This window comes from Pseudomonas sp. UBA3149, from assembly GCF_002364655.1.
Classification (GTDB): Bacteria; Pseudomonadota; Gammaproteobacteria; order Pseudomonadales; family Pseudomonadaceae; genus Chryseomonas; species Chryseomonas luteola.
This window is the reverse complement of the sequence record NZ_DEYV01000010.1, coordinates 375,023-394,609: the sequence shown is the minus strand read 5'-3', so window position 1 is coordinate 394,609 and position 19,587 is coordinate 375,023. Positions and strand designations below refer to the sequence as shown.

The 19,587-nt window shown below is 53.4% G+C and carries 17 protein-coding genes and 4 tRNA genes; 7 read left to right on the top strand and 14 right to left on the bottom strand.

Translation table 11 applies throughout. The annotated features are described in order from the left end of the window. Nucleotides 1-174: 174 nt before the first annotated feature. The 5 genes from B3729_RS07885 to B3729_RS07865 form a co-directional block, all read right to left on the bottom strand. Nucleotides 175-250, bottom strand: a tRNA-Glu gene (locus B3729_RS07885). 42 nt (nucleotides 251-292) lie between these two features. Beyond that, a tRNA-Ala gene (locus tag B3729_RS07880) sits at nucleotides 293-368 on the bottom strand. 35 nt (nucleotides 369-403) lie between these two features. Next, a tRNA-Glu gene (locus B3729_RS07875) sits at nucleotides 404-479 on the bottom strand. A gap of 43 nt (nucleotides 480-522) precedes the next feature. Beyond that, nucleotides 523-598, bottom strand: a tRNA-Ala gene (locus B3729_RS07870). Nucleotides 599-914: 316 nt separating this feature from the next. After that, on the bottom strand, nucleotides 915-2,036 hold the full coding sequence (locus B3729_RS07865; protein WP_074825144.1) for a beta-ketoacyl-ACP synthase III: 1,122 nt from the start codon (nucleotides 2,034-2,036) through the stop codon (nucleotides 915-917). Nucleotides 2,037-2,389: 353 nt separating this feature from the next. On the opposite strand from B3729_RS07865, the gene B3729_RS07860 reads away from it, so the two are divergent. Continuing rightward, on the top strand, nucleotides 2,390-3,664 hold the full coding sequence (locus tag B3729_RS07860; RefSeq protein WP_074824429.1) for a putative porin: 1,275 nt from the start codon (nucleotides 2,390-2,392) through the stop codon (nucleotides 3,662-3,664). Between the two features lie 72 nt (nucleotides 3,665-3,736). Here B3729_RS07860 and B3729_RS07855 read toward each other — a convergent pair whose 3' ends face one another. The 3 genes from B3729_RS07855 to B3729_RS07845 all read right to left on the bottom strand — a co-directional run bounded on the left by B3729_RS07855 (nucleotide 3,737) and on the right by B3729_RS07845 (nucleotide 5,688). Continuing rightward, entirely contained in the window at nucleotides 3,737-4,063 is a 327-nt protein-coding gene (locus B3729_RS07855; protein ID WP_019367132.1) for a hypothetical protein, read from the bottom strand. A gap of 120 nt (nucleotides 4,064-4,183) precedes the next feature. Next, complete coding sequence (locus B3729_RS07850) at nucleotides 4,184-5,176, bottom strand: TRAP transporter substrate-binding protein (RefSeq protein ID WP_167517216.1); 993 nt, start codon at nucleotides 5,174-5,176, stop codon at nucleotides 4,184-4,186. A gap of 335 nt (nucleotides 5,177-5,511) precedes the next feature. Next, the gene (locus tag B3729_RS07845; protein WP_010795109.1) at nucleotides 5,512-5,688 is read right to left on the bottom strand and encodes a hypothetical protein; all 177 of its coding nucleotides are present in this window, start codon (nucleotides 5,686-5,688) and stop codon (nucleotides 5,512-5,514) included. A 139-nt stretch (nucleotides 5,689-5,827) separates the two neighbouring features. On the opposite strand from B3729_RS07845, the gene B3729_RS07840 reads away from it, so the two are divergent. Beyond that, nucleotides 5,828-6,607: a transporter substrate-binding domain-containing protein gene (locus B3729_RS07840; protein WP_286787548.1), complete on the top strand. Its 780-nt coding sequence runs from the start codon at nucleotides 5,828-5,830 to the stop codon at nucleotides 6,605-6,607. Between the two features lie 54 nt (nucleotides 6,608-6,661). On the opposite strand, the gene B3729_RS07835 is transcribed toward B3729_RS07840, so the two are convergent. Next, nucleotides 6,662-6,991: a DnaJ family domain-containing protein gene (locus B3729_RS07835; RefSeq protein WP_010795111.1), complete on the bottom strand. Its 330-nt coding sequence runs from the start codon at nucleotides 6,989-6,991 to the stop codon at nucleotides 6,662-6,664. Between the two features lie 173 nt (nucleotides 6,992-7,164). Here B3729_RS07835 and B3729_RS07830 point away from each other — a divergent pair, with 173 nt between their 5' ends. Next, complete coding sequence (locus B3729_RS07830) at nucleotides 7,165-7,995, top strand: AraC family transcriptional regulator (RefSeq protein ID WP_286787547.1); 831 nt, start codon at nucleotides 7,165-7,167, stop codon at nucleotides 7,993-7,995. Nucleotides 7,996-8,010: 15 nt separating this feature from the next. Here the strand turns inward: B3729_RS07830 and B3729_RS07825 are convergent, their stop codons facing one another. Next, a complete protein-coding gene (locus B3729_RS07825) occupies nucleotides 8,011-8,598 on the bottom strand; it encodes a LysE family translocator (RefSeq protein ID WP_286787546.1) in 588 nt (195 codons plus the stop codon). 87 nt (nucleotides 8,599-8,685) lie between these two features. After that, entirely contained in the window at nucleotides 8,686-10,005 is a 1,320-nt protein-coding gene (locus B3729_RS07820; protein ID WP_286787545.1) for an FAD-dependent oxidoreductase, read from the bottom strand. Between the two features lie 218 nt (nucleotides 10,006-10,223). On the opposite strand from B3729_RS07820, the gene B3729_RS07815 reads away from it, so the two are divergent. Together B3729_RS07815 and B3729_RS07810 are read left to right on the top strand one after the other, a co-directional pair. Further along, nucleotides 10,224-10,625 carry a DUF4878 domain-containing protein gene (locus B3729_RS07815; protein ID WP_010795115.1) on the top strand — a complete coding sequence of 134 codons (402 nt, stop codon included), beginning with the start codon at nucleotides 10,224-10,226 and terminating at the stop codon, nucleotides 10,623-10,625. 50 nt (nucleotides 10,626-10,675) lie between these two features. After that, a complete protein-coding gene (locus B3729_RS07810) occupies nucleotides 10,676-11,293 on the top strand; it encodes a YiiX/YebB-like N1pC/P60 family cysteine hydrolase (protein ID WP_010795116.1) in 618 nt (205 codons plus the stop codon). 47 nt (nucleotides 11,294-11,340) lie between these two features. Here B3729_RS07810 and hrpA read toward each other — a convergent pair whose 3' ends face one another. Both hrpA and fadD1 read right to left on the bottom strand, forming a co-directional pair. Beyond that, nucleotides 11,341-15,369 carry an ATP-dependent RNA helicase HrpA gene (gene hrpA / locus B3729_RS07805; protein WP_286787544.1) on the bottom strand — a complete coding sequence of 1,343 codons (4,029 nt, stop codon included), beginning with the start codon at nucleotides 15,367-15,369 and terminating at the stop codon, nucleotides 11,341-11,343. A gap of 159 nt (nucleotides 15,370-15,528) precedes the next feature. Next, nucleotides 15,529-17,214, bottom strand: a complete 1,686-nt coding sequence (gene fadD1, locus B3729_RS07800; RefSeq protein ID WP_019367141.1) for a long-chain-fatty-acid--CoA ligase FadD1 — start codon at nucleotides 17,212-17,214, stop codon at nucleotides 15,529-15,531. 324 nt (nucleotides 17,215-17,538) lie between these two features. Here fadD1 and B3729_RS07795 point away from each other — a divergent pair, with 324 nt between their 5' ends. Further along, nucleotides 17,539-18,003, top strand: coding sequence for a MaoC family dehydratase (locus tag B3729_RS07795; protein ID WP_074824462.1), 465 nt, complete (start codon nucleotides 17,539-17,541; stop codon nucleotides 18,001-18,003). A gap of 39 nt (nucleotides 18,004-18,042) precedes the next feature. Here the strand turns inward: B3729_RS07795 and B3729_RS07790 are convergent, their stop codons facing one another. After that, on the bottom strand, nucleotides 18,043-18,891 hold the full coding sequence (locus B3729_RS07790; protein WP_026004140.1) for a glycine betaine ABC transporter substrate-binding protein: 849 nt from the start codon (nucleotides 18,889-18,891) through the stop codon (nucleotides 18,043-18,045). A 185-nt stretch (nucleotides 18,892-19,076) separates the two neighbouring features. On the opposite strand from B3729_RS07790, the gene B3729_RS07785 reads away from it, so the two are divergent. Further along, a complete protein-coding gene (locus B3729_RS07785; RefSeq protein WP_286787543.1) occupies nucleotides 19,077-19,565 on the top strand; it encodes a GNAT family N-acetyltransferase in 489 nt (162 codons plus the stop codon). Nucleotides 19,566-19,587 lie beyond the last annotated feature (22 nt).

Sequence of the window (19,587 nt, the reverse complement as noted above, 5' to 3'; positions counted from 1 at the left end):
TATCCCCTGTTGATTCACTGGCCTATCGGGCAAGACCTGATTCGAATAGTGACCTATTGTTTAGTCTGCTTAAACAGGTTTATTCGTCAGTCAGCCTCGTACGGCTGATATGACCGCTAAAAGGACAAAATTGCAGGCGAAAAAAAACCGCCTATAAAGGCGGTTTAATAAAGATGGCGTCCCCTAGGGGACTCGAACCCCTGTTACCGCCGTGAAAGGGCGGTGTCCTAGGCCACTAGACGAAGGGGACAAAACCTTCGATTGAAACCAGCACTTGCTGGCCCTAGAAATTTGGTGGAGCTAGACGGGATCGAACCGTCGACCTCTTGCATGCCATGCAAGCGCTCTCCCAGCTGAGCTATAGCCCCGTAACACAATGCCACTTTAAACAAGTAGCTATATATGGCGTCCCCTAGGGGACTCGAACCCCTGTTACCGCCGTGAAAGGGCGGTGTCCTAGGCCACTAGACGAAGGGGACGAAACCTTCGATTAAAACCAGCCACTGGCTGATTCTGGGAATTTGGTGGAGCTAGACGGGATCGAACCGTCGACCTCTTGCATGCCATGCAAGCGCTCTCCCAGCTGAGCTATAGCCCCGTCGCTAAGACGGTGCGAATCTTAAGAGGCCCCGGTGTTTGTGTCAACGATATTTATGCATTCTTTTAAAATATTTTGCTGAATACACAAATACTTATGATCGAACCGGCTCTTTACGAAGCTCGCCCTGTCTATGCGTATATCCATATAGATCGGACAGAAACGGCATTTCTTTAGCTCATAAAAAAAGCCCCGACAAGCGGGGCAAAAAGAACTAATGAACTTGCGCTAGCCCGTCAGCAGCGCGCTGACAGTCAGGTGAGCTATTTACCTCAGCTGCATGACAGGCTGATGACGCCGCCTGCCGCGCTGATGCTCAGCGCTTGCGTAGCACCACGGAGCCAATGGAGTAACCAGCGCCAAAGGAGCTGAGTACTCCAAGGTCACCTGCCGTCAGGTCATCCTGATTCAGGTGAAGCGCAATCACCGAGCCCGCAGAGCTGGTATTGGCATAGGTATCCAGAATGACAGGCGCTTCATCTGGCTTAGCGTCACGCCCAAGCAGCTTTCGAACGATCAACTGATTCATATTCAGATTGGCCTGGTGTAACCAAAACCGCCGCACCTGCTCGACCGGAATGTTCAGTTCGGCCAGATGCTCGGCGATCAAATCGGCCACCATGGGGCATACTTCCTTGAATACCTTGCGCCCTTCCTGAACAAACAACTTATCTGGATTACTCATCCCCTCTTCCGCAGCGCGGTTGAGAAAACCAAAATTGTTACGGATATTGTTGGAGAACTGAGTCAGCAGCTTGGTCCCCAGAATATCGAACTGATGAGGAGACGCTGCCAGATCAGCCCGCTCGATGATCATGGCGGTAGCCGCATCGCCAAAAATGAAGTGACTATCTCGGTCTCTGAAATTCAAATGACCGGTACAGATTTCGGGATCCACCAGCAAAATCGCGCGAGCCTGCCCGAGTTGTACGCTATTGGCAGCTGCCTGCAGTCCAAACGTAGCCGATGAGCATGCCACGTTCATATCAAAACCAAATCCATTGATGCCAAGCGCCGCCTGCACTTCAATGGCGACCGCAGGATAAGGTCGTTGCAGGTTGGAGCAGGCTACGATAACCCCATCAATGTCTGCTGGCGTCTTCCCTGCTCGCTCCAAGGCTTCCCGCGCCGCGCTCACGCTCATCTCACACAGTACAGACCATTGATCATTACTGCGCTCAGGAATACGAGGCACCATGCGGGCAGGATCTAGAATCCCATCCTTGTCAATGACATAACGGCTCTTGATTCCTGACGCCTTTTCAATAAAGGCTGAGCTGGATTCCTGCTTGGCCTCTTGCTCGCCTCGTGCTATCGCGTCGGCATGTTCCGTATTGTACTGATGAACATAGGCATTGAAGGAAGCGACCAACTCGTCATTGGAGATGCTGTTCGGCGGGGTATACAGGCCGGTACCGCTAATGACTGCCTGATGCACGATCATTCCTCTGATTTTTATAAAATAAGCCACTATTGTGCCGCAAATCCAGGCCAAACCCTATTGGCTTATCAGGCTGCCTGGATAGATGTTTTTTGCTGACTTTCCGCCTCAACACTTATCTCCCTAACAAGTCGGCTTTCTCACCAGAGAGAACATGAAGAACGCTAACGATATTTAGTTTTTCATTTTTTCTTCATCGCTCTAAAACCAATCTGTAACCGACCCGTCATGAGCGCCGGTAATACTGGCGCCGCTTTCGAATCGACCTGAGTCGATCACTGGAGCGGCCCTGAAAGCCGACTCGTTCAGCGGTGACGCACGTCGCCCTTATAAAATACGGAGATTGAGATATGCGTCTTTTTTCAGTAGGAACAGCCTCAGGTCTTTGTGGTGGCCTTCTATTGGCCATGAGCATTCCTGCCCATGCGGCGGTTGACGCCAAGCTACTGGATATGTTGAGAGCCAACGGCTCGATTACTCCGGCTCAGTACACTGAATTGAAAGCCGATCTAGATAACGAGACGCGCGCAGAACAGGCGAAGGTTGCTCAGCAGCAGAAACTATCCTCGTTTGAAGAAAAACTGGCCTGGGCAGCGAAAACCCAGATCAAAGGCGACGTACGCGTACGTCACGAGAATATCGATATCGATGGCGAACCGGACAATGGTCGTGATCGGGATCGTCAGCGAATCCGCGCTCGACTTGGTGTCTACAGCCAGATCAATCCTCAGGTCGATGCTGGTATTCGCGTAGCATCAGGCGGTGGCGATGATGCACGCTCCACAAACCAGGACATGACTAACTACTTCAACAAGAAGCAGATCTGGATGGACCTGGCGTATATCGACTTTCATCCCACAGCTGTCCCCAATCTGCACGTCATTGGTGGCAAGATGCTTCAGCCCTGGGTAAGCATGGGTGATGTCATCTGGGATGGTGACATCAACCCTGAAGGCTTGGCCGCAACCTACAAGTATCCCCTGGGTGGATCAACCGAGCTGTTTGGCAGCGCCGGCTACTACGTCCTGAAAGATAACGTTGATGGCGAAGGGTACGAGTTCAAGCATGATTTGCGCCTGTATGCCGGTCAGCTGGGTGCCCGCTTTGCGCCTACCGACAACCTGAAGGTAACTGTCGGTGGGAGTATCTACGGTTACGACAAGGACAAGGACAGCACGTGCGGCAACAGCACAACGACGCCCTGTGCCCTGCAAGCGAACGGCAACACGACCAACGAATTCAACCTGTATGAAGGCTTTGGTCAAGTCGATATTGGTGGCTTGGCCATTCCATTGTCGCTATACGGCCAGTATGTTGTTAACAGCGAGGCCGACGATAACGACACCGCCTGGTTGGCAGGCCTGAAAACCAAGGCTTACGGTATTGGCTTCGATTACAACTATCGCGACGTTCAGCGTAACGCCGTAGTGGGTGCGTTTACTGACTCCGACTTTGCCAACGGCTATGTCGGCTCTCGTGGGCACAAGTTCAAGGTCAGCTACGATATCGACAAGAACTTTGGTCTTGGCGCGACCTACTACATGGCCAAGTCTGACTTTGCCAGCCGCACCAAGCGTGATGCTGACGTTGATACCTTGCAATTGGATCTTGAAGCCAAGTTCTAAGCCATCAGCTTCTGGCTTTTCGTAGCAAACAAGCGCCTGAAAATGGCGCTTGTTTTTTATAATGAGAAAAAATTACTGCTTGCGACATACCAGCTTGGCCTTGGTCGGCGTCTCGGCTGACTTGCCCGGCATACGCAGTGTTGCCGACTTGCCCGGCTCAATTACAGGCTCTTCCTGTTCGCTATCCTTGGGCCCATGTGCCTGTAACCAGCATTTGACTGGCGTCTTTTCGTTATTGGTTAACGTGATGGTCTGAGGCGCATCATTAGGTAATTCCTGACTGGAAGACTCAGCCAGAATATTGAGATCCCCTACATCCTGGTCAAGCTCAAGGCCTTGAGCCAGGCACACTGCCGGCATTATCGAGGCAGCAAAAACGAACGAAATGATTTTACGCATAGTGTTTCCCCATAAGGACCTATACGTTTGGGCACCGAAGTGAGCGCACTGTTCATTTTTGAAGTCTCCCAACCCTGCCTGGCGCAAGGTTGGGAGATACAGCCAACTATGTGTCGGGTATCACCGATTGACGAGCTGTGCCGCTCGAATGACATCGGCTCCAATCTCAGGCTCGTATTTCTTCACCAATGGCTGCATCGCCTCCCTCCATGCCTGCCGCTCGGATGGCGTCAACGTAACCAGCTTGCTGGTACCTGAGCCCAAAATGTTGTCACGATCCTTGTTATTAATCGCCTCAGCTTCCTTATTAACAAACTGCGTCACTTCGTCAGAAATCTGCTCAAGCTGAGTGCGGACGCCAAAGGGCAGCGAGTTCCAGAACTTCGAGTTAGTGATCAGCATATACACCAGCACGCCATGATTGCTTTCAGTAATGTATGGCTGAACGGTGTTGAGCTTTTGGCTGTAAAGGTTAGACCAAGTGTTTTCCGTACCCTGTACCTGCCCACTCTGGAGAGCCTTGAAGGACTGGCTGAATGGCAGTTTCAGTGCCGATGCTCCGATCTGCTTGAACTGATCCTCCAGCAGATTGGAAGCCTGAATTCGGAACGCCAGTCCGTGCGCGTCCGCTGGCTTGCGCAGCTCGCGATTGGCAGAAAACTGCTTCATGCCGTTATTCCAGAACGCCAGCCCATAAATGCCCTGGCCGGCCATGGAGCCTAGAAGCTCACGACTTTTGTCCCGCTTCTCGAAGCGCTTGACGGCCTCAAGGTCATCGAACAGGAACGGCATATCAAAAATTTCGAGCTGCTTGGTGTACTGGTCGAATTTGGAGACCGAAGGCGCCAGCATCTGAACTTCGTTACGCTGCAGGGCGTCGAGCTCATCAGCATCGCCGTACAATGTCGAGTTCGGATAGACCTCGATTTTCACTTTGCCTGCCAGACGCTCCTGAACAAGCTTCTGGAATAGACGAGCACCCTTCCCTTTAGGCGTATCGTCCGTTACGACATGCGAAAACTTGATAACAATAGGCTCTTCGGCTACTGCCGGAGTGACATAAGCAACAGCGAGTGATGCCGCAAACAGTGTCGTAGCGACAAACTTGAACATAGTCTTCCCTTCTAACTCCGTGAAAGGGGCATGTTTCTTATTACGCAAGGATGGGTAATCGGCATAAAAGATCCAAAATCTGTTCACTGACATTTATTTTTCTTTTGTGACCGTTTTGGTCTTGTTTACCCGTGGCCTGTCGCGACAAAAAGCTCCCCAATGATTAAGCAGACCGTTCCGATCCCTAGTCGATAACCGTCTGCCAATCACGATGCAAAAAGCTGGCCTTATCGCAATGACTCATGCATCTGATAGTGGCCCCTATAAGAAAAGAAACTGAAGACTGTGCGAAACGTCCTCAACAGCTCGACTCGAAATGTTGAGGACGATGGGCTTTAGCGCTCTTCCTCACTCTCGTCCATTTGACTTTCATCGCCCACTGACTCGATGAAATCTTCATCCACGTCATAACTGCCACCAGGCACATTTTCTATCGAGGTGCCGTCTTCCTTTCCGGCGAAGTGAAAAGGCATGGCGCGTGTTGCGAATACATTTGACTCAATAAGATGCATGGTCATGTCCTCATAAGTATGCCTACCAACGGTGGACCTGCCTCATACCGGCCAGTTCGACACAGGAACCCCTTGTGAAACGGTTTGTCGCTCGGGTAGCGTGAGCGGTATCAAAACGACAATAAAAAGGATCGTGACCATGAAGGCATTTGCGGTAGCAGGACTGCTTGTGGCGGCCACCAGCGTCTACGCAGCAGACAGCACCTCGCACCTTGATACGGTTATACAAAAAAAGACACTTCGCGTTTGCACCACAGGCGACTACAAGCCGTACACCTTTCTCCGTGACGACGGCGTATACGAAGGAATTGAGATCACGATGGCCGAGGCACTGGCCAAAAGCCTTGGCGCTGACGTCGAGTGGGTAAAAACCAGTTGGAAGACGTTAATGCCGGACTTTCTGGAGGGCCGCTGCGATATATCGGTAGGAGGCGTATCGATTTCCCTCGAGCGTCAGAAAAAAGCCTTTTTCAGTAACGCCATTACGGTGGATGGAAAGATCCCTCTGGTTCGCTGTGATGATGCCAAACGCTTTGAAACCATTGAGCAGATCAACCAGCCCTCGGTCCGCTTGATAGAGCCGCCAGGTGGTACCAACGAAGCGTTTGCTCACCGCGAGTTACCGCAAGCCCAGCTGAGCCTCTTCAAGGATAACGTCACGATTTTTGAAAAACTTGTCAGCAAAGAAGCCGACGTCATGATTACTGACGCCTCGGAGGCATTGTTTCAACAGAAACGCTACCCCTCCCTGTGCGCAGTTAATCCAGATAAGCCCATGCAGTACAGTGAAAAGGCTTTTCTGCTACCCAGGGATGATGTCGCCTGGAAAGCCTATATCGATCAGTGGCTTCACCTCTACAAAGCAACTGGTGAATATCAGAAAACCGTAGATCATTGGCTGGCCAAGCCTGACGCCTAAAATATTGTGGAGCAGTACGCTATCGGCCGGCCTGCTCCACAGCCTCTAGAGACTTCAACCTCTTCCCATTTGCCTGAGCTTTTCCAGGCGAAAGGCAAGCACCTGCTCCAATGCACTGAGCTTTTTTAATAGTTGCGTTCGCAGGGCTGTATCCTGGGTATTGCTGATTTCCTCTTTCAAACGGGCACGCTGATTAAAGAGCTCAATCTCTTGAGGGGGAATGCCCGCATTCTTCAGGACACGAAACGGCATTCGAAGCCCTTCAGGTGTTTGTAGCCATCCTTCATCGATTTTGGTTGGCTCGCCCTTGCCCTTCACCTGCTTCTGCCAGGCTGCCACCTCTCGCGCAATCCTGCGTTCGATTTCTTGCTCCAGTGTGCTCATAACGACTCCTGGATTAAACTGCCATACCTCTATAGAGCGATTAGGCGCCTCCGATGCTTAATGCTCGGCAGTACAGCCGACAGAATGAAGTTCTTTAGTTGCTCTAACAGAACCTCACAGCATTACCAGAAGCGCTATAGTCATAAGCTGCCGACTACCGCCTGAGGTCCCGCGTGAATTTTGCAGCCGCACAATGCCTAAACTCCCGATTCTGGCGCGACGACGCACTGCCGTTCATCGAGATTCGTACAGTCAATGATGGTCGTCAGGTAAGTCATGCCAAGCATACGCATGACACCTTCTCCATCGGGGCCATTACGGCGGGTCGAAGTCACTACCTCAATGCCCGAAGCCAAACCCAGATAAGCCAGGGCTCCGTTGTGATAGTAAATCCTGAGACGGTACATGCCTGTAATCCCGTCAAGGGCGAACACTGGGCCTATCAGATGTTTTATATCGATACGCAGTGGCTGGGCAGGCTACAGACGGAGTCGAGATATAGCACGCAGGACTCATTCGTGCCGTTTGATGTCATCCATACGCGCGTACCTGCCCTACACACAGGACTCGTCAGGCTGCATGAAACACTGACATCACCATGTAACGACAGGCTTTACAAGCACAGCGCAACCCTCGACTTTTTTCTCCAGCTGCAACGATCGCTTTCGACGCGCCCCGCTAAAGCTCCAGAAATACCCCATGTACACCTTAAGCGAGCCGCCGACTTTATCCGTGAGCACTGCGCTGAACCGCTGACCCTGGATGACATCGCCACCGCGGCGGAATTATCGGCGTCCTATCTCATCAGGGCGTTCAAGGATCACTATGGCTTGACGCCCCATGCCTACTTGATCAACCGACGTATCCAGCTCAGCCGCCAATGGCTTCGGCAAGGACACAGTCTTGCTGACGTGGCGATGGCAACCGGTTTCGCTGACCAGGCTCACTTCCAGCGCACTTTCAAACGGCACTTGGCTGCTACGCCTGGGCACTATCGCGGCTGACATTTGCCTTCCTCACTAACCTTGTAAAAGGTATAAGGCACTGGCGACCAGCAACCCTGCCATCATCCGATTCAGGAACCGAACACGACTTGGTCTTTGCACATAACGGCGCAGAAAACTACCGGTAAATGCCCAGCAGGCAACCGAGCCATAGCAAACCACGAAGTAGAGGATGGCAAACGTCCAGACCATGACCGTATTGCCATCGGCAACGAAAAGCCCCATACCTGCCAACGAGGCCAGCCAGGCTTTAGGGTTCAGCCATTGCATCAGCGCGCCGCGCATCATTGAAGGGCCAGAACCTTCCTCTTTTATATCCAGCACCCCATCATCCATTGCAAGCTGGTAGGCCATATAAAAAAGAAAGGCAACACCACTCCATTGAATGAGCTTGATCAGTTCCGGGATGCGGGCCAGCACTTCGTACAATCCCAGACCAATAAGCAAAAGAAGTGCTGTAAAGCCGGTCGTTGCTCCTGTGACGTGCCTAAGGCTCTTACGAAAGCCATAACAGGCTCCCGAACTTAGGGCTACAAGATTGACGGGACCAGGTGAAATAGAAGAAGCCAGAGCGAAGCCGGCCATGGAAAACAACACGTCCATTGATGTCTGCTCATGTGTTCAAGGAACAGACACCATATTTCGCCAGCCTCATGTGGTATTGAATAAAATTACCCTTCTACTGAAGACCTAGTGAATCAATTCAGAGCCGGATATTTCATTATTACTCCAGCCCCAAGTCTTATCTTGCTGGCCGTCCCAGTGATAAAGCGTCTCTTCTCGTCTAGTCGACAGTAGCCATCCTGTTCGAGCGCCTACCAAGGTAGTAACCGCATGCCTGCGTCCAAATACATTGTGACGGGCTAAAAACAAGGCACTGTCACGCAACCAACCAAGGGCCTTGCTATGCGACTGAAACAGTGGAGTCAGAAAACGGCTGGCTTGCCGGTAATAACGTAAATGCTCACGGCGGGCGACACTATAGGCCTCAAAGACAGTTGGCCAGTGGTCCCGGAAGGACACCGACATATCTACGGCATCGGCCAGCGCAGCGGCATCGACTAACGCCATGTTTGCACCCTGACCCAATTGAGGACTCATTGCATGTGCGCAATCACCGATAGCCAGTACTCGCCCATCACTCCAGCGTTGCATCCAGACATCTGCGTAAGCGGCAAATGCTAGTTGCTCTGATTGATTAATGTGTTGCAGGAAAGGCCTTGCGGTTTCGCCAGCCAATTTCACAACCTGCCTTTTCCAGCTATCCAGACCCGCTGTCTGCCATTGGGGATAATCGATGACGGGTAGACTCCAGAACAGGCTGCTCAGCTGGGCATCGCGTTTTTGATGCGTACAGCCTGTAGGCATGATTCCGAACATCTCAGAACAGTGTCTGTACCATTGGCGTAACTCTGTAGAGTCCGAGTGTGCTGGCGTCGAGACCACGCTCCACAACGCACCCCATGGGTAGGGTTTGACATGTTGTTTAACAGCCATCTGCCCACGTAATGCCGAACGTGTTCCGTCTGCCAGAATCAACGCAGCAAAATCGCCTAACAAGCTCTCGTTGCCCTGTGCGTCTCGATGAAAAAGCTGGACGTGACTTGGTGTTTGATGAAAGCGGGTGATGCCACTGCTGGTTTCTATGCTGACGCCTGCATGTCGCGCAGCGTTCAGTAAGGAAGTCATCAGGACGCCGCGGTGAATACCCAATCCAAAACTACCTGGCCTCCAAGTATCATAACGGGTATCCAGAACGACGCGTTTGCCCTGCATGGATGTTCCGTAGAGGCGGCTGACTGGCGCACCTAGAGCAGTACATTCGGTCAGCACGCCCAACGTGTGTAGCACTGCCAACCCCGAAGGTTGCAATAGGATGCCTGCACCAACCGTCCGCAACTCAGGTACACGTTCGAACAGCCTGACCTGATAACCCCTGCGGGCCAGGAAAGTAGCCGTAGCCAAACCTGCGGTACCTGCCCCAACGATCCCTATTGCCACCTTCTCCATAGCCATACTCCTGTTATTGGCTGAGGTACATTCTACGTCTCTCGATCAGCGACGAGTGAGCAGGCTGGCAGCCTTGATTGTCCGCAAATCGCTTTTTATGTATCCACACGTTGGTAGAGCACGGCTAAATCACGATTAGCTCTCACTTAATACAGGTGTGATTAAGTAAAATCCGCCGCCCTGGATTTCCAGCTACTGATTTACGAAAAGGATTTCATATGTTTCTTATCAAGAAATGGTTCGCCCTGATTTTTGTTGCCTCCTTCCTGGTCGCCTGCTCTGGTGCCAACACCCCGGAAAGCGTTGCGGAGCGCTTCATAAAAGCGGCTTACACCCAAGACCTCGATACCATGATGGATCTGATCGATGTACCCAAGGATGCGGATGCGAACGCAAAGGACTTTGTACGTGGCAAGTTTCAGATGCTGCTTACGGAAAGGGCTAAACAGGCCGAATCACTGGGTGGCGTCAAGAGTATAAAAGCCGAAAAAACAACCTATAACGATGACAAGACACGCGCCGATGTCAGCGTAACGGTTACTTTCAAAAAAGACGGCGAAACCCGTACTGAACACACTCATCTAATTCAGAGCGACGGCGACTGGAAGATCAAGATCTGATTGGACGAGGGCTTTGTCCACATCGGATAAAGCCTTTTGCTATTCGACAGATGAACAGTTTGTGTCGTTGGGCTCTAACAGCCCTGCTGTGCATGGGCCTGGCAATAACGGCCTACGAAGGCCGCCAGCCTCAGGCATTACCTACCCTACCTGGGCAGCGCCTGAGCCCGTCGTCACTGGCAGTTGGCGACTGGCTGTTTCGACTGGGAACATCAACAGACAGTCGAATCGTAGAACAGGTAAGTGGTAGCAGGTTTTCCCACGTAGGCATGGTTGTCGCCACAACACCTACGGTCCTGATCGTTCATGCCACAACAGACGATGATCCTGCACATCCAAACCAAGTCCTGCTTACGCCTTTAGATGAGTTTCTAAAGCCAGACATGGCAAGGCATTTCGCAGTAGCACGGCCGACTTTTTTGAATCCTGAACAAAAGGAACGCATTGCGCAGTATCTGAAAAGTACTTTGGGACGAACCTTTGTGCTCGAACCGCGCGACAAGCCCCATCTTTATTGCACAACACTATTGGCTGAAGCGATTGCTACTCAACTACCCTCTTTCGCGCCCCGCTGGACAAGTCTGGATGTCCCAGTTTTCCGAGGTGACTATCTTTTTCCTCAGGCATTCGCGGATTATCCTGGACTTGAATGGATTTACCGCCAGTAACAGGCAGGCAGGGTTGAGCAGCTCAACCCTACTCTTACCGTAAGCCCTTACGCCTCTACGGACTGCCATTGCTTGCTGAGGCGCTTGTCGGAGACAGGCATCTGCGTACCCAACTGCTGAGCAAACAGCGACACTCGATACTCCTCCAGCATCCATCGATACAAGACCAGATTCTCATCATGCTTGCCCTCTTGAGCATGCTTGGTTGCCCTAGCCTTGTATTGCTCCCAGTAACCCGCCAATTCGCTCGTCCAGACCCGATCCCGCTGAACCTGAGACCCCACCTTGTCCAGACGCTGATCGACAGCCTTGAGATAGCGCGGATACTCCTTAAGCCATTGCAGAGGCGTTTCACGAACAAATCCGGGGTAAACCAGAGCACTGAGCTGTTGCTTGATATCGTTGAGCGCCATGGCCTGAGCCAGATCGATCTTGCCTTTGAATCGCTTTTGCAGGGCATGCCACTGCTTGAGAATCTCCAACACCAATCGTGCCGTACGCTCGGCATGCTCGGCCAGCCCGCCTCGCTTTTTCTCGGCCAGCGACGCCAAAGCAGCCCCCTCTCGAGGCAACGGCTGTTCACCGTCCAGAATGCAGCTATCAAGGCTGGCCAGAAGGATATCCTCAACCAGTGAGTCGATACGTCCCAGGTCTCGATAAAGCAATCCTAGCTCGGTCAGCCCAGGCAGCTTATTGCGCAGGAACTTGACCTGATCGCTCAACTGCTGCAACAAAAGCCGCTGTAGTGCCCGGCGATGCTGGAACTCCGCTTCCGACTGGGTAGAGAACCGGCCCTCCTTGACTACACCGTTCTCCTCCACCAGCGCCGGATACACTGTCATGGAGAGACCTGCAATCTTTTGCTGGGCCTGCTGTGGGACGATTGCAAAAGCTTTAGCCTCAACAGGCTTTTGCTGTTCGGTCTTTTGCTGAGGAACGGCCAGAGCGGCCTGGCTGGCTTCGGCAAAACGGGCTGTCAGCTCTGTGAGGTCACGGCCTTCACCCAAGTACTTGCCGCTGGCATCGACAACCTCGATGTTCATTCGAAGATGTCTATCAAGCAGATTGGCAGCCTCCGGCCAGGCATCTTCAGGTATCCGCGCTCCGGTCATGCGTAACAGCTCACGCCCCAGGCTTTCGTATAGTGATCCTTGTCCAAAGGTGATCTTGCTCAATGCTGCCTTGACGAAATCCGGAACCGGAACAAAATTCTTGCGAATCGCCTTGGGCAGGTTGCGCACCAACGCAACGGCCTTATCGTATAACAACCCTGGCACGAGCCATTCCAGTCGCTCCGGTGGCAATTGTGACAACAGGGGCGCCGGTACACGCAGGGTAACGCCATCGCGTGGCTGGGCGGGGTCAAACTCGTAAGTCAGCGGTAGCTGCAGATCGCCAATACGTAACGTATCTGGATACTGCGCTGCGGTAACCTCGCTGGCCTCACGGGCGAGCACATCCTCCTCGCGCATGATCAGCAGCTGCGGGTTCTTAGCGCTTTCCCGCTTGTACCAGCTGTCAAAGGTTGCTGTCTGGTAAATATCGGCAGGCAAACGAGCCGAGTAATACTCGAACAGCGTCTCTTCATCGGCAAGAATGTCACGCCGACGCGCTTTGGCCTCCAACTCATCAAGTCGTTCCAGCAGTTGGCGATTGGCGCTCAGGCACTTCGCGCGCGACTGGATCTCGCCTCTCACCAAGCCTTCACGGATAAACAACTCACGAGAAACGGCAGGGTCGATAGGCCCATAATGCACGGGCCGTTTGGCTACAATGATCAGCCCATACAGCGTAATCTGCTCGTACGCAATTACCTGTCCTCGACGCTTCTCCCAATGTGGTTCGAAGTAATTAGCCTTGGTGAGATGGCGCGCCAGCGGCTCGATCCAATCCGCATCGATCTTGGCTACCATGCGCGCAAACAGTTTGGTCGTTTCAACCAGCTCGGCCGCCATTACCCAGTTTGGCTTCTTGCGGCCAATAACGCTGGATGGATGAATCCAGAAGCGTCGCTGGCGGGCCCCCTGAAAGTCGCCCTCTTCAGTCCTGTTACCAATTTGGCTTAAGAGACCTGACAGAATGGCCTTGTGCACCGAGGCATAACTTTTCGCCCGCTGTGCAGCCTCGGCCGCTTCGGCCTGCAGGGCAGCTTTGGTGTTGACTTTCTTGTCAGTCGAGGGCGAGCTGTCTTCGATCACAGGCACTTGAACAACAGGCTGTGCGTCGGCAGGTTTGCTCTTGAGCTTGAGCTCTCGGCAGATCAGAGTGAGCTGACGGTGCGCATCCCGCCATTCACGCAGGCGCAAGTAATTGAGAAAATTTTTGCGGCACCAGCTGCGAAGTGCATTTGAGCCGAGCGCCTGGCGCTGCTCCTCGAAGCCATGCCACAGCTTGATTAGCGCACCGAAGTCCGAGTCTGGATCTTTCCACTGGGCATGAGCCTGATCGGCAGCCTGCTGACGCTCCGCCGGGCGATCACGGGGATCCTGCACAGACAATGCACTGGCTACAATCAGAACGTCGGAAAGACTGCCCTGCTCTGCCGCCTCCAGCAGCATGCGGCCTAGGCGAGGATCGATTGGCAGGCGCGCCAGTTGCCGTCCTAATGCTGTCAGTTGTCCCTGATTCGTTACCGCCGACAGCTCTTGAAGCAGCGTAAAACCATCCTTGATCGCCTTGCCATCCGGTGGCTCGATGAAGGGAAAGTCCTCAATCCGACCTAGCCGCAGGTGCAGCATCTGAAGAATGACCGCGGCCAGATTGGTCCGCAGAATCTCAGGGTCCGTAAAAGCTGGACGTGAAAGAAAGTCTTCTTCGCTATACAAACGAATGCAGATACCGGGCTCCACCCGTCCACAGCGCCCCTTACGCTGATTGGCACTGGCTTGGGAAACCGCCTCGATAGGCAGCCGCTGAACCTTCGCTCTATAGCTGTAGCGGCTGATACGAGCCGTGCCGCTGTCAATGACGTAACGGATACCCGGCACAGTCAACGATGTTTCAGCCACGTTGGTCGCCAGGACTACACGCCGCCCGGGATGGGACTGAAAAATCTTCTGTTGTTCGGCTGGCGTAAGCCGCGCGTACAGCGGCAGGATTTCCGTGTGCTTGAGGTTGGCCTTGCGCAGCACTTCGGCTGCATCTCGAATTTCACGCTCCCCTGGCAGGAACACCAATACGTCGCCGGGTCGCTTATGCTCGCTGCGCTCGAAGGCTTCCAGCTCATACAGCGCCGCCAGGATGCCCTGATCAACACTCAGATCGTCTTCCAGGCGTTCGCCATCTTCATCCGTTTCTGCGGCCAGAGGACGATACCAAGTCTCGACCGGATAGGTCCGTCCCGACACTTCGACGATGGGGGCATCGCCGAAATGTTTGGAGAAGCGCTCCAGATCAATGGTCGCTGACGTGATGATCAGCTTGAGATCCGGGCGCCGCGGCAGCAGAGTCTTCAGAAAGCCCAGCAGAAAATCGATGTTCAGACTGCGCTCATGCGCCTCATCGACAATGATCGTGTCATAGCGCTCAAGGTAACGGTCATGCTGGGTTTCAGCCAGGAGAATGCCGTCAGTCATCAGCTTTATCAGGCTGCGCTCATTGGACTGATCCTCAAAGCGCACCTGATAACCTACCAGCTCCCCCAAGGGAGTACCGATTTCTTCAGCAACTCGGCTGGCTACACTACGCGCCGCCAGGCGACGCGGCTGAGTATGGCCGATCAGGCCGTGTATACCTCGGCCGATCTCCAGACAGATCTTGGGCAACTGCGTGGTCTTGCCTGAGCCGGTTTCACCGGCGATCACGACTACTTGATGCTTTTCAAGCGCCGCCTTGATCTCTTCGCGCTTGGCGGCGATGGGCAGGTTGTCGTCATAGCGCATGATCGGCACACTGGCACGACGCGCCTCCACTTTGGCGCAGGAGGCCTGAAAGCGCTCTGTCCACTGTGCAAGCCGGGCATCATCAGGCTTCTTGCGCAGGTCACCCAATTGGCGACGCAAACGGTGCCGATCGGCAGTAAGGGCTTGGTCCAGACGCTTGGAAAGTTGTTCGAAAGACGATGTTTGCTCAGTCATTGAATGCTATATGGCAACCATTTCAAGTAGGAACCTGAAAGGCTGGCTCGGTTCGCCAGTTCAGGCACCTTATAAAGAGAGAGATGGGCATTGTCGCAGGTTTGCCCAAACGAAAACGACAAAGCCCCGAAAGTCGGGGCTCTGTGCAGGAAAAGCCGATCAGGCCTTGAGCTTTTTCAGCTCGGCATCACGCAATTCGCGGCGCAGAATCTTGCCGACATTTGTCGTAGGCAGACTGTCTCGGAACTCGACCTGCCTGGGTCGTTTATAGCCTGTCAAATTATCGTGCATGTGCTTGAGCACCTGCTCGGTCGTCAGGGAGGCACCAGGCTTAGGTACAACGAATACCTTGATCTGCTCGCCCGCCTTTTCATCCGGCACGCCAATCGCTGCACACTGCAGGACGCCTGGTAGCTGAGCCAGTACATCCTCCAGTTCGTTCGGATACACGTTGAATCCGGAAACCAGAATCATATCCTTTTTACGATCCACGATTCGGATATATCCGTCTGGATCGATTACTGCGATATCACCGGTACGCAGCCAACCTTCCGGACTCAATACCTCGGCAGTCGCCTCGGGGCGGTTCCAGTACCCCTTCATGACCTGAGGGCCCTGGACACAGAGCTCACCAGGCTGCCCGAACGGCTGGGCAACGCCATCCTCATCCACTACCTTACAGTCCGTAGAGGGTACCGGGATACCGATGGTGCCAATGCGTCGATGCTGGATAGGGTTCACACTGACGACAGGACTGGTCTCGGTCATGCCGTACCCTTCACAGACGCCACATCCGGTTACCTGCTCCCAGCGCTCGGCAACCGCGTGCTGCAAGGCCATACCGCCAGAAAGCGTTACCTTCAGAGCAGAGAAATCCAAGGCGCGGAAGGCCTCATTATTACACAACGCCACAAATAGCGTATTGAGCCCGACGAACCCCGTGAACTTCCACTTGGACAGGTCCTTGATCATTGTAGGCAAGTCACGTGGATTAGTGATCAGCACGTTGTGGTTGCCCAGAAGCATCATCGCCATGCAATGAAAAGTGAACGCATAGATGTGATACAGCGGCAGCGGCGCGATTACAATCTCGCGGCCTTCTTTCATATTCGAGGCCATCAGAACCTGACACTGCAGCATATTGGCCAGCAGGTTCCGGTGCGTCAGCATGGCGCCCTTGGCAATACCTGTAGTACCTCCGGTGTACTGCAGCACAGCGACATCATCTCCGTGCGGCTGGCTTTCCTTGAGAGCACCCTGGCGCCCCTTGGCAAGTGCAGTCGTGAACTTCACAGCCTGAGGCAACCGGTAGGCCGGGACCATTTTCTTTACGTATTTGACTACGCTATTGACCACCAGGCGCTTGAGCGGAGGCAGCATGTCACCTACTTCCGTAATGATGACATGGCGAATCTGCGTATTGGGCAAGACCTGCTCGGCAAGGTGAGCCATGTTGGCCAGACACACCAGCGCCAGCGCACCGGCGTCCTTGAATTGGTGCTGCATCTCACGCGCGGTATACAGCGGGTTCGTATTGACGACGATCAGCCCCGCACGCATAGCACCAAAGACGGCAATCGGGTATTGCAGAACATTGGGAAGCTGTATGGCGATCCTGTCGCCCGGCTTGAGATCGGTATGATTCTGAAGATAAGCCGCAAACTGCCCAGACAGGCTATACAGCTCACGATACGTGAGGGTCTGCCCTAAATTGCTGAAGGCAATCTTGTCGGCGAAACGCTCACAGGACTCCCTGAGGACCGTCTGGACATTAGGATAACGATCAGGGTCGATCTCGGAAGCGATACCGTCCGGATATTTGTCCTTCCAGAAATTCGGGGTCATGGAAGCCCACTCCTAAGCGACAACGTGATCTTGTTGTGATTGTATCGCCTACTCATACGATGAAGGCGAGCCGAGATTATCAGCTTTGACAGGTCTCCACCAGCACCGAAAAGCGGACTCTTGGTAACGAAAATGACTAAAAAAAGATTTATGGTCACGAGCGGTAATTAGACAAACTCATAATACTCCGTCATAACCTGCTGAAATAGCAGAGAACGTGCCGTATCGCCGTAACCTGGCGTCCTTGAATTTAACATTGGGCGCCGGTCCCATTAGCATCGGCCGCCCTTACCGTAACAATAGAATACGAGATCTCTTTCAAGCATGACCGACAATATCCCATACGAAGCCTTGGAGGTAGGCCAGAAAGCCTCTGTCAGCCGTACCATCGAAGAGCGTGACCTGCTCTTATTTGCCGAGGTTTCCGGTGACCGAAATCCAGTACACCTGGACGCCGAGTATGCCGCCAAGAGTGTCTTTCGTGAGCAGATTGCCCATGGCATGTTGAGCGGTGCGCTGATCAGCGCTGCCATTGCCTGTGAACTGCCCGGGCCAGGTTCCATTTATCTAGGACAAACCTTGAGCTTTAACAAGCCGGTCAAGTTAGGCGACACGCTAAAGGTCGAGATCGAGGTGCTGGAAAAGCTGCCGAAAAATCGGGTGCGCCTGGCTACACGGGTCTTCAATCAGAACGATGAGCAAGTGGTTGATGGGGAAGCTGAGGTGCTCGCCCCCAAAAAAGCATTGAGCATCGAATTGAGCACGCTTCCGCCAGTAACCATTGGTTAAATGAAAAGCCCCGCAAACGCGGGGCTTTTACCTTACCGTCTAGAGCCAGCTCTTGACCCGGTCAGGATGGGCTTTCAACCAATCTTTTGCAGCCTGCTCAGGCTTTTTTCCCTCTTCAATGGCCAGCATGACTTCATTGACCTCTCCCGGCTGCCAGGAGAATTTTTTCAGGAAATCCCATACCGGCTTGGCCTTTTTTTCCAGTCCTGGATTAGCCATGGTACGTACCTGCTCGGAGCCGCCATAGACGCCCTTGGGGTCATCCAGAAACTTGAGCTTCCACTTGGCAAACATCCAATGAGGAATCCAGCCCGTGACTGCAACTGGCTTCTGGTCTCGCTCCGCACGTATCAGCTCGGCAATCATTCCACTGCCGGAGCTTGCCACCAGCTTGTAATCCAGATCATAGGCCTTGATCGCCTCCTCGGTCTTGATCATGACGCCCGCCCCGGCATCAATGCCTACGATGCGCCCACCAAAATCGCTTTTCTGGGCGGCCAGATCGGCAATACTGGAGGCTTTTACGTACTCAGGAACGATCAGGCCGATCTTGGCGTCCGGTGTGTTCACGTTCAGGTCGGCAACATCATTCTTCATCTTTTCATAATAGGAACCATGGGTCCCAGGCAACCATGCCGAGAGCATGGCGTCCAGCTTGCCCCGTGCAACGCCTTGCCACATGATCCCTGCTGCAACCGGCATCAGCTTGACTTCGTACCCCAGCTGCTGACGAATGACTTCGGCCGCCGTGAAGGTGGTCGCAACGCTGTCGGCCCATCCATCTACATAGCCAATGGTTACCGTTGGCTTGGCCGCCATAGCCAGATTGGCCATTGCCGACAGGAAGAGCACCATACCCAGGCCTACTACCTTTCGAAACATTCGCATCCTCTGTCCCCTTTTTGAAAACGGCATCACTGCGCCATCCTTATCTTCAAGGGCGACGAAAACGGGACTGCCCTGAGAGCGACCTGAGCAACCGCCATATGCGACACCCGCAATGAAATGGCACCTCTATTGCCTCCAGGAAATAGCCTCGGCATGCTTAGCGCTTTCGATGTCGAGGTTTTCACATGTCCCGCCTGAATATCCGCCCAGCTACTGACGCTGACGTTTCGCACATCCTGACTTTCATCAAAGAGCTGGCCGACTACGAGAAAATGCCTGAGCAGGTCATGGCGACTGAAGACAGCTTGCGCGCGACACTGTTTGGTGAGCGCCGTTACGCCGAGGTGCTTATTGGAGAAATAGACGGGACGCCTACCGGCTTTGCCCTGTTCTTTCACAATTACTCAACATGGCTCGCCAAGCCGGGTATCTATCTGGAAGATCTCTATGTCAGCCCTGCTGCGCGTGGTGAAGGCCTCGGAAAGGCACTGCTTATCAGCCTGGCACGGCTGGCAGTAGAGCGTAATTGTGGGCGTCTGGAGTGGTCCGTGCTGGATTGGAACGAGCCTGCGATCCAGTTCTATCGCAGCCTGGGCGCCATCTCAATGGATGAATGGACAGTCAATCGAGTAACAGGCGAAACCCTGACCAATCTGGCCGAACGCACAATTTGATAGAGAACCAACAAGCACAGCG

Bases quoted from the DNA above. Each gene is read 5' to 3' on its own strand.
- B3729_RS07860 (WP_074824429.1), top strand. From the start codon at position 2,390: ATGCGTCTTTTTTCAGTAGGAACAGCCTCAGGTCTTTGTGGTGGCCTT.
- B3729_RS07855 (WP_019367132.1), bottom strand. From the start codon at position 4,063: ATGCGTAAAATCATTTCGTTCGTTTTTGCTGCCTCGATAATGCCGGCA.
- B3729_RS07850 (WP_167517216.1), bottom strand. From the start codon at position 5,176: ATGTTCAAGTTTGTCGCTACGACACTGTTTGCGGCATCACTCGCTGTT.
- B3729_RS07845 (WP_010795109.1), bottom strand. From the start codon at position 5,688: ATGCATCTTATTGAGTCAAATGTATTCGCAACACGCGCCATGCCTTTT.
- B3729_RS07840 (WP_286787548.1), top strand. From the start codon at position 5,828: ATGAAGGCATTTGCGGTAGCAGGACTGCTTGTGGCGGCCACCAGCGTC.
- B3729_RS07835 (WP_010795111.1), bottom strand. From the start codon at position 6,991: ATGAGCACACTGGAGCAAGAAATCGAACGCAGGATTGCGCGAGAGGTG.
- B3729_RS07825 (WP_286787546.1), bottom strand. From the start codon at position 8,598: ATGGACGTGTTGTTTTCCATGGCCGGCTTCGCTCTGGCTTCTTCTATT.
- B3729_RS07820 (WP_286787545.1), bottom strand. From the start codon at position 10,005: ATGGAGAAGGTGGCAATAGGGATCGTTGGGGCAGGTACCGCAGGTTTG.
- B3729_RS07815 (WP_010795115.1), top strand. From the start codon at position 10,224: ATGTTTCTTATCAAGAAATGGTTCGCCCTGATTTTTGTTGCCTCCTTC.
- B3729_RS07810 (WP_010795116.1), top strand. From the start codon at position 10,676: ATGAACAGTTTGTGTCGTTGGGCTCTAACAGCCCTGCTGTGCATGGGC.
- hrpA (WP_286787544.1), bottom strand. From the start codon at position 15,369: ATGACTGAGCAAACATCGTCTTTCGAACAACTTTCCAAGCGTCTGGAC.
- fadD1 (WP_019367141.1), bottom strand. From the start codon at position 17,214: ATGACCCCGAATTTCTGGAAGGACAAATATCCGGACGGTATCGCTTCC.
- B3729_RS07795 (WP_074824462.1), top strand. From the start codon at position 17,539: ATGACCGACAATATCCCATACGAAGCCTTGGAGGTAGGCCAGAAAGCC.
- B3729_RS07790 (WP_026004140.1), bottom strand. From the start codon at position 18,891: ATGCGAATGTTTCGAAAGGTAGTAGGCCTGGGTATGGTGCTCTTCCTG.
- B3729_RS07785 (WP_286787543.1), top strand. From the start codon at position 19,077: ATGTCCCGCCTGAATATCCGCCCAGCTACTGACGCTGACGTTTCGCAC.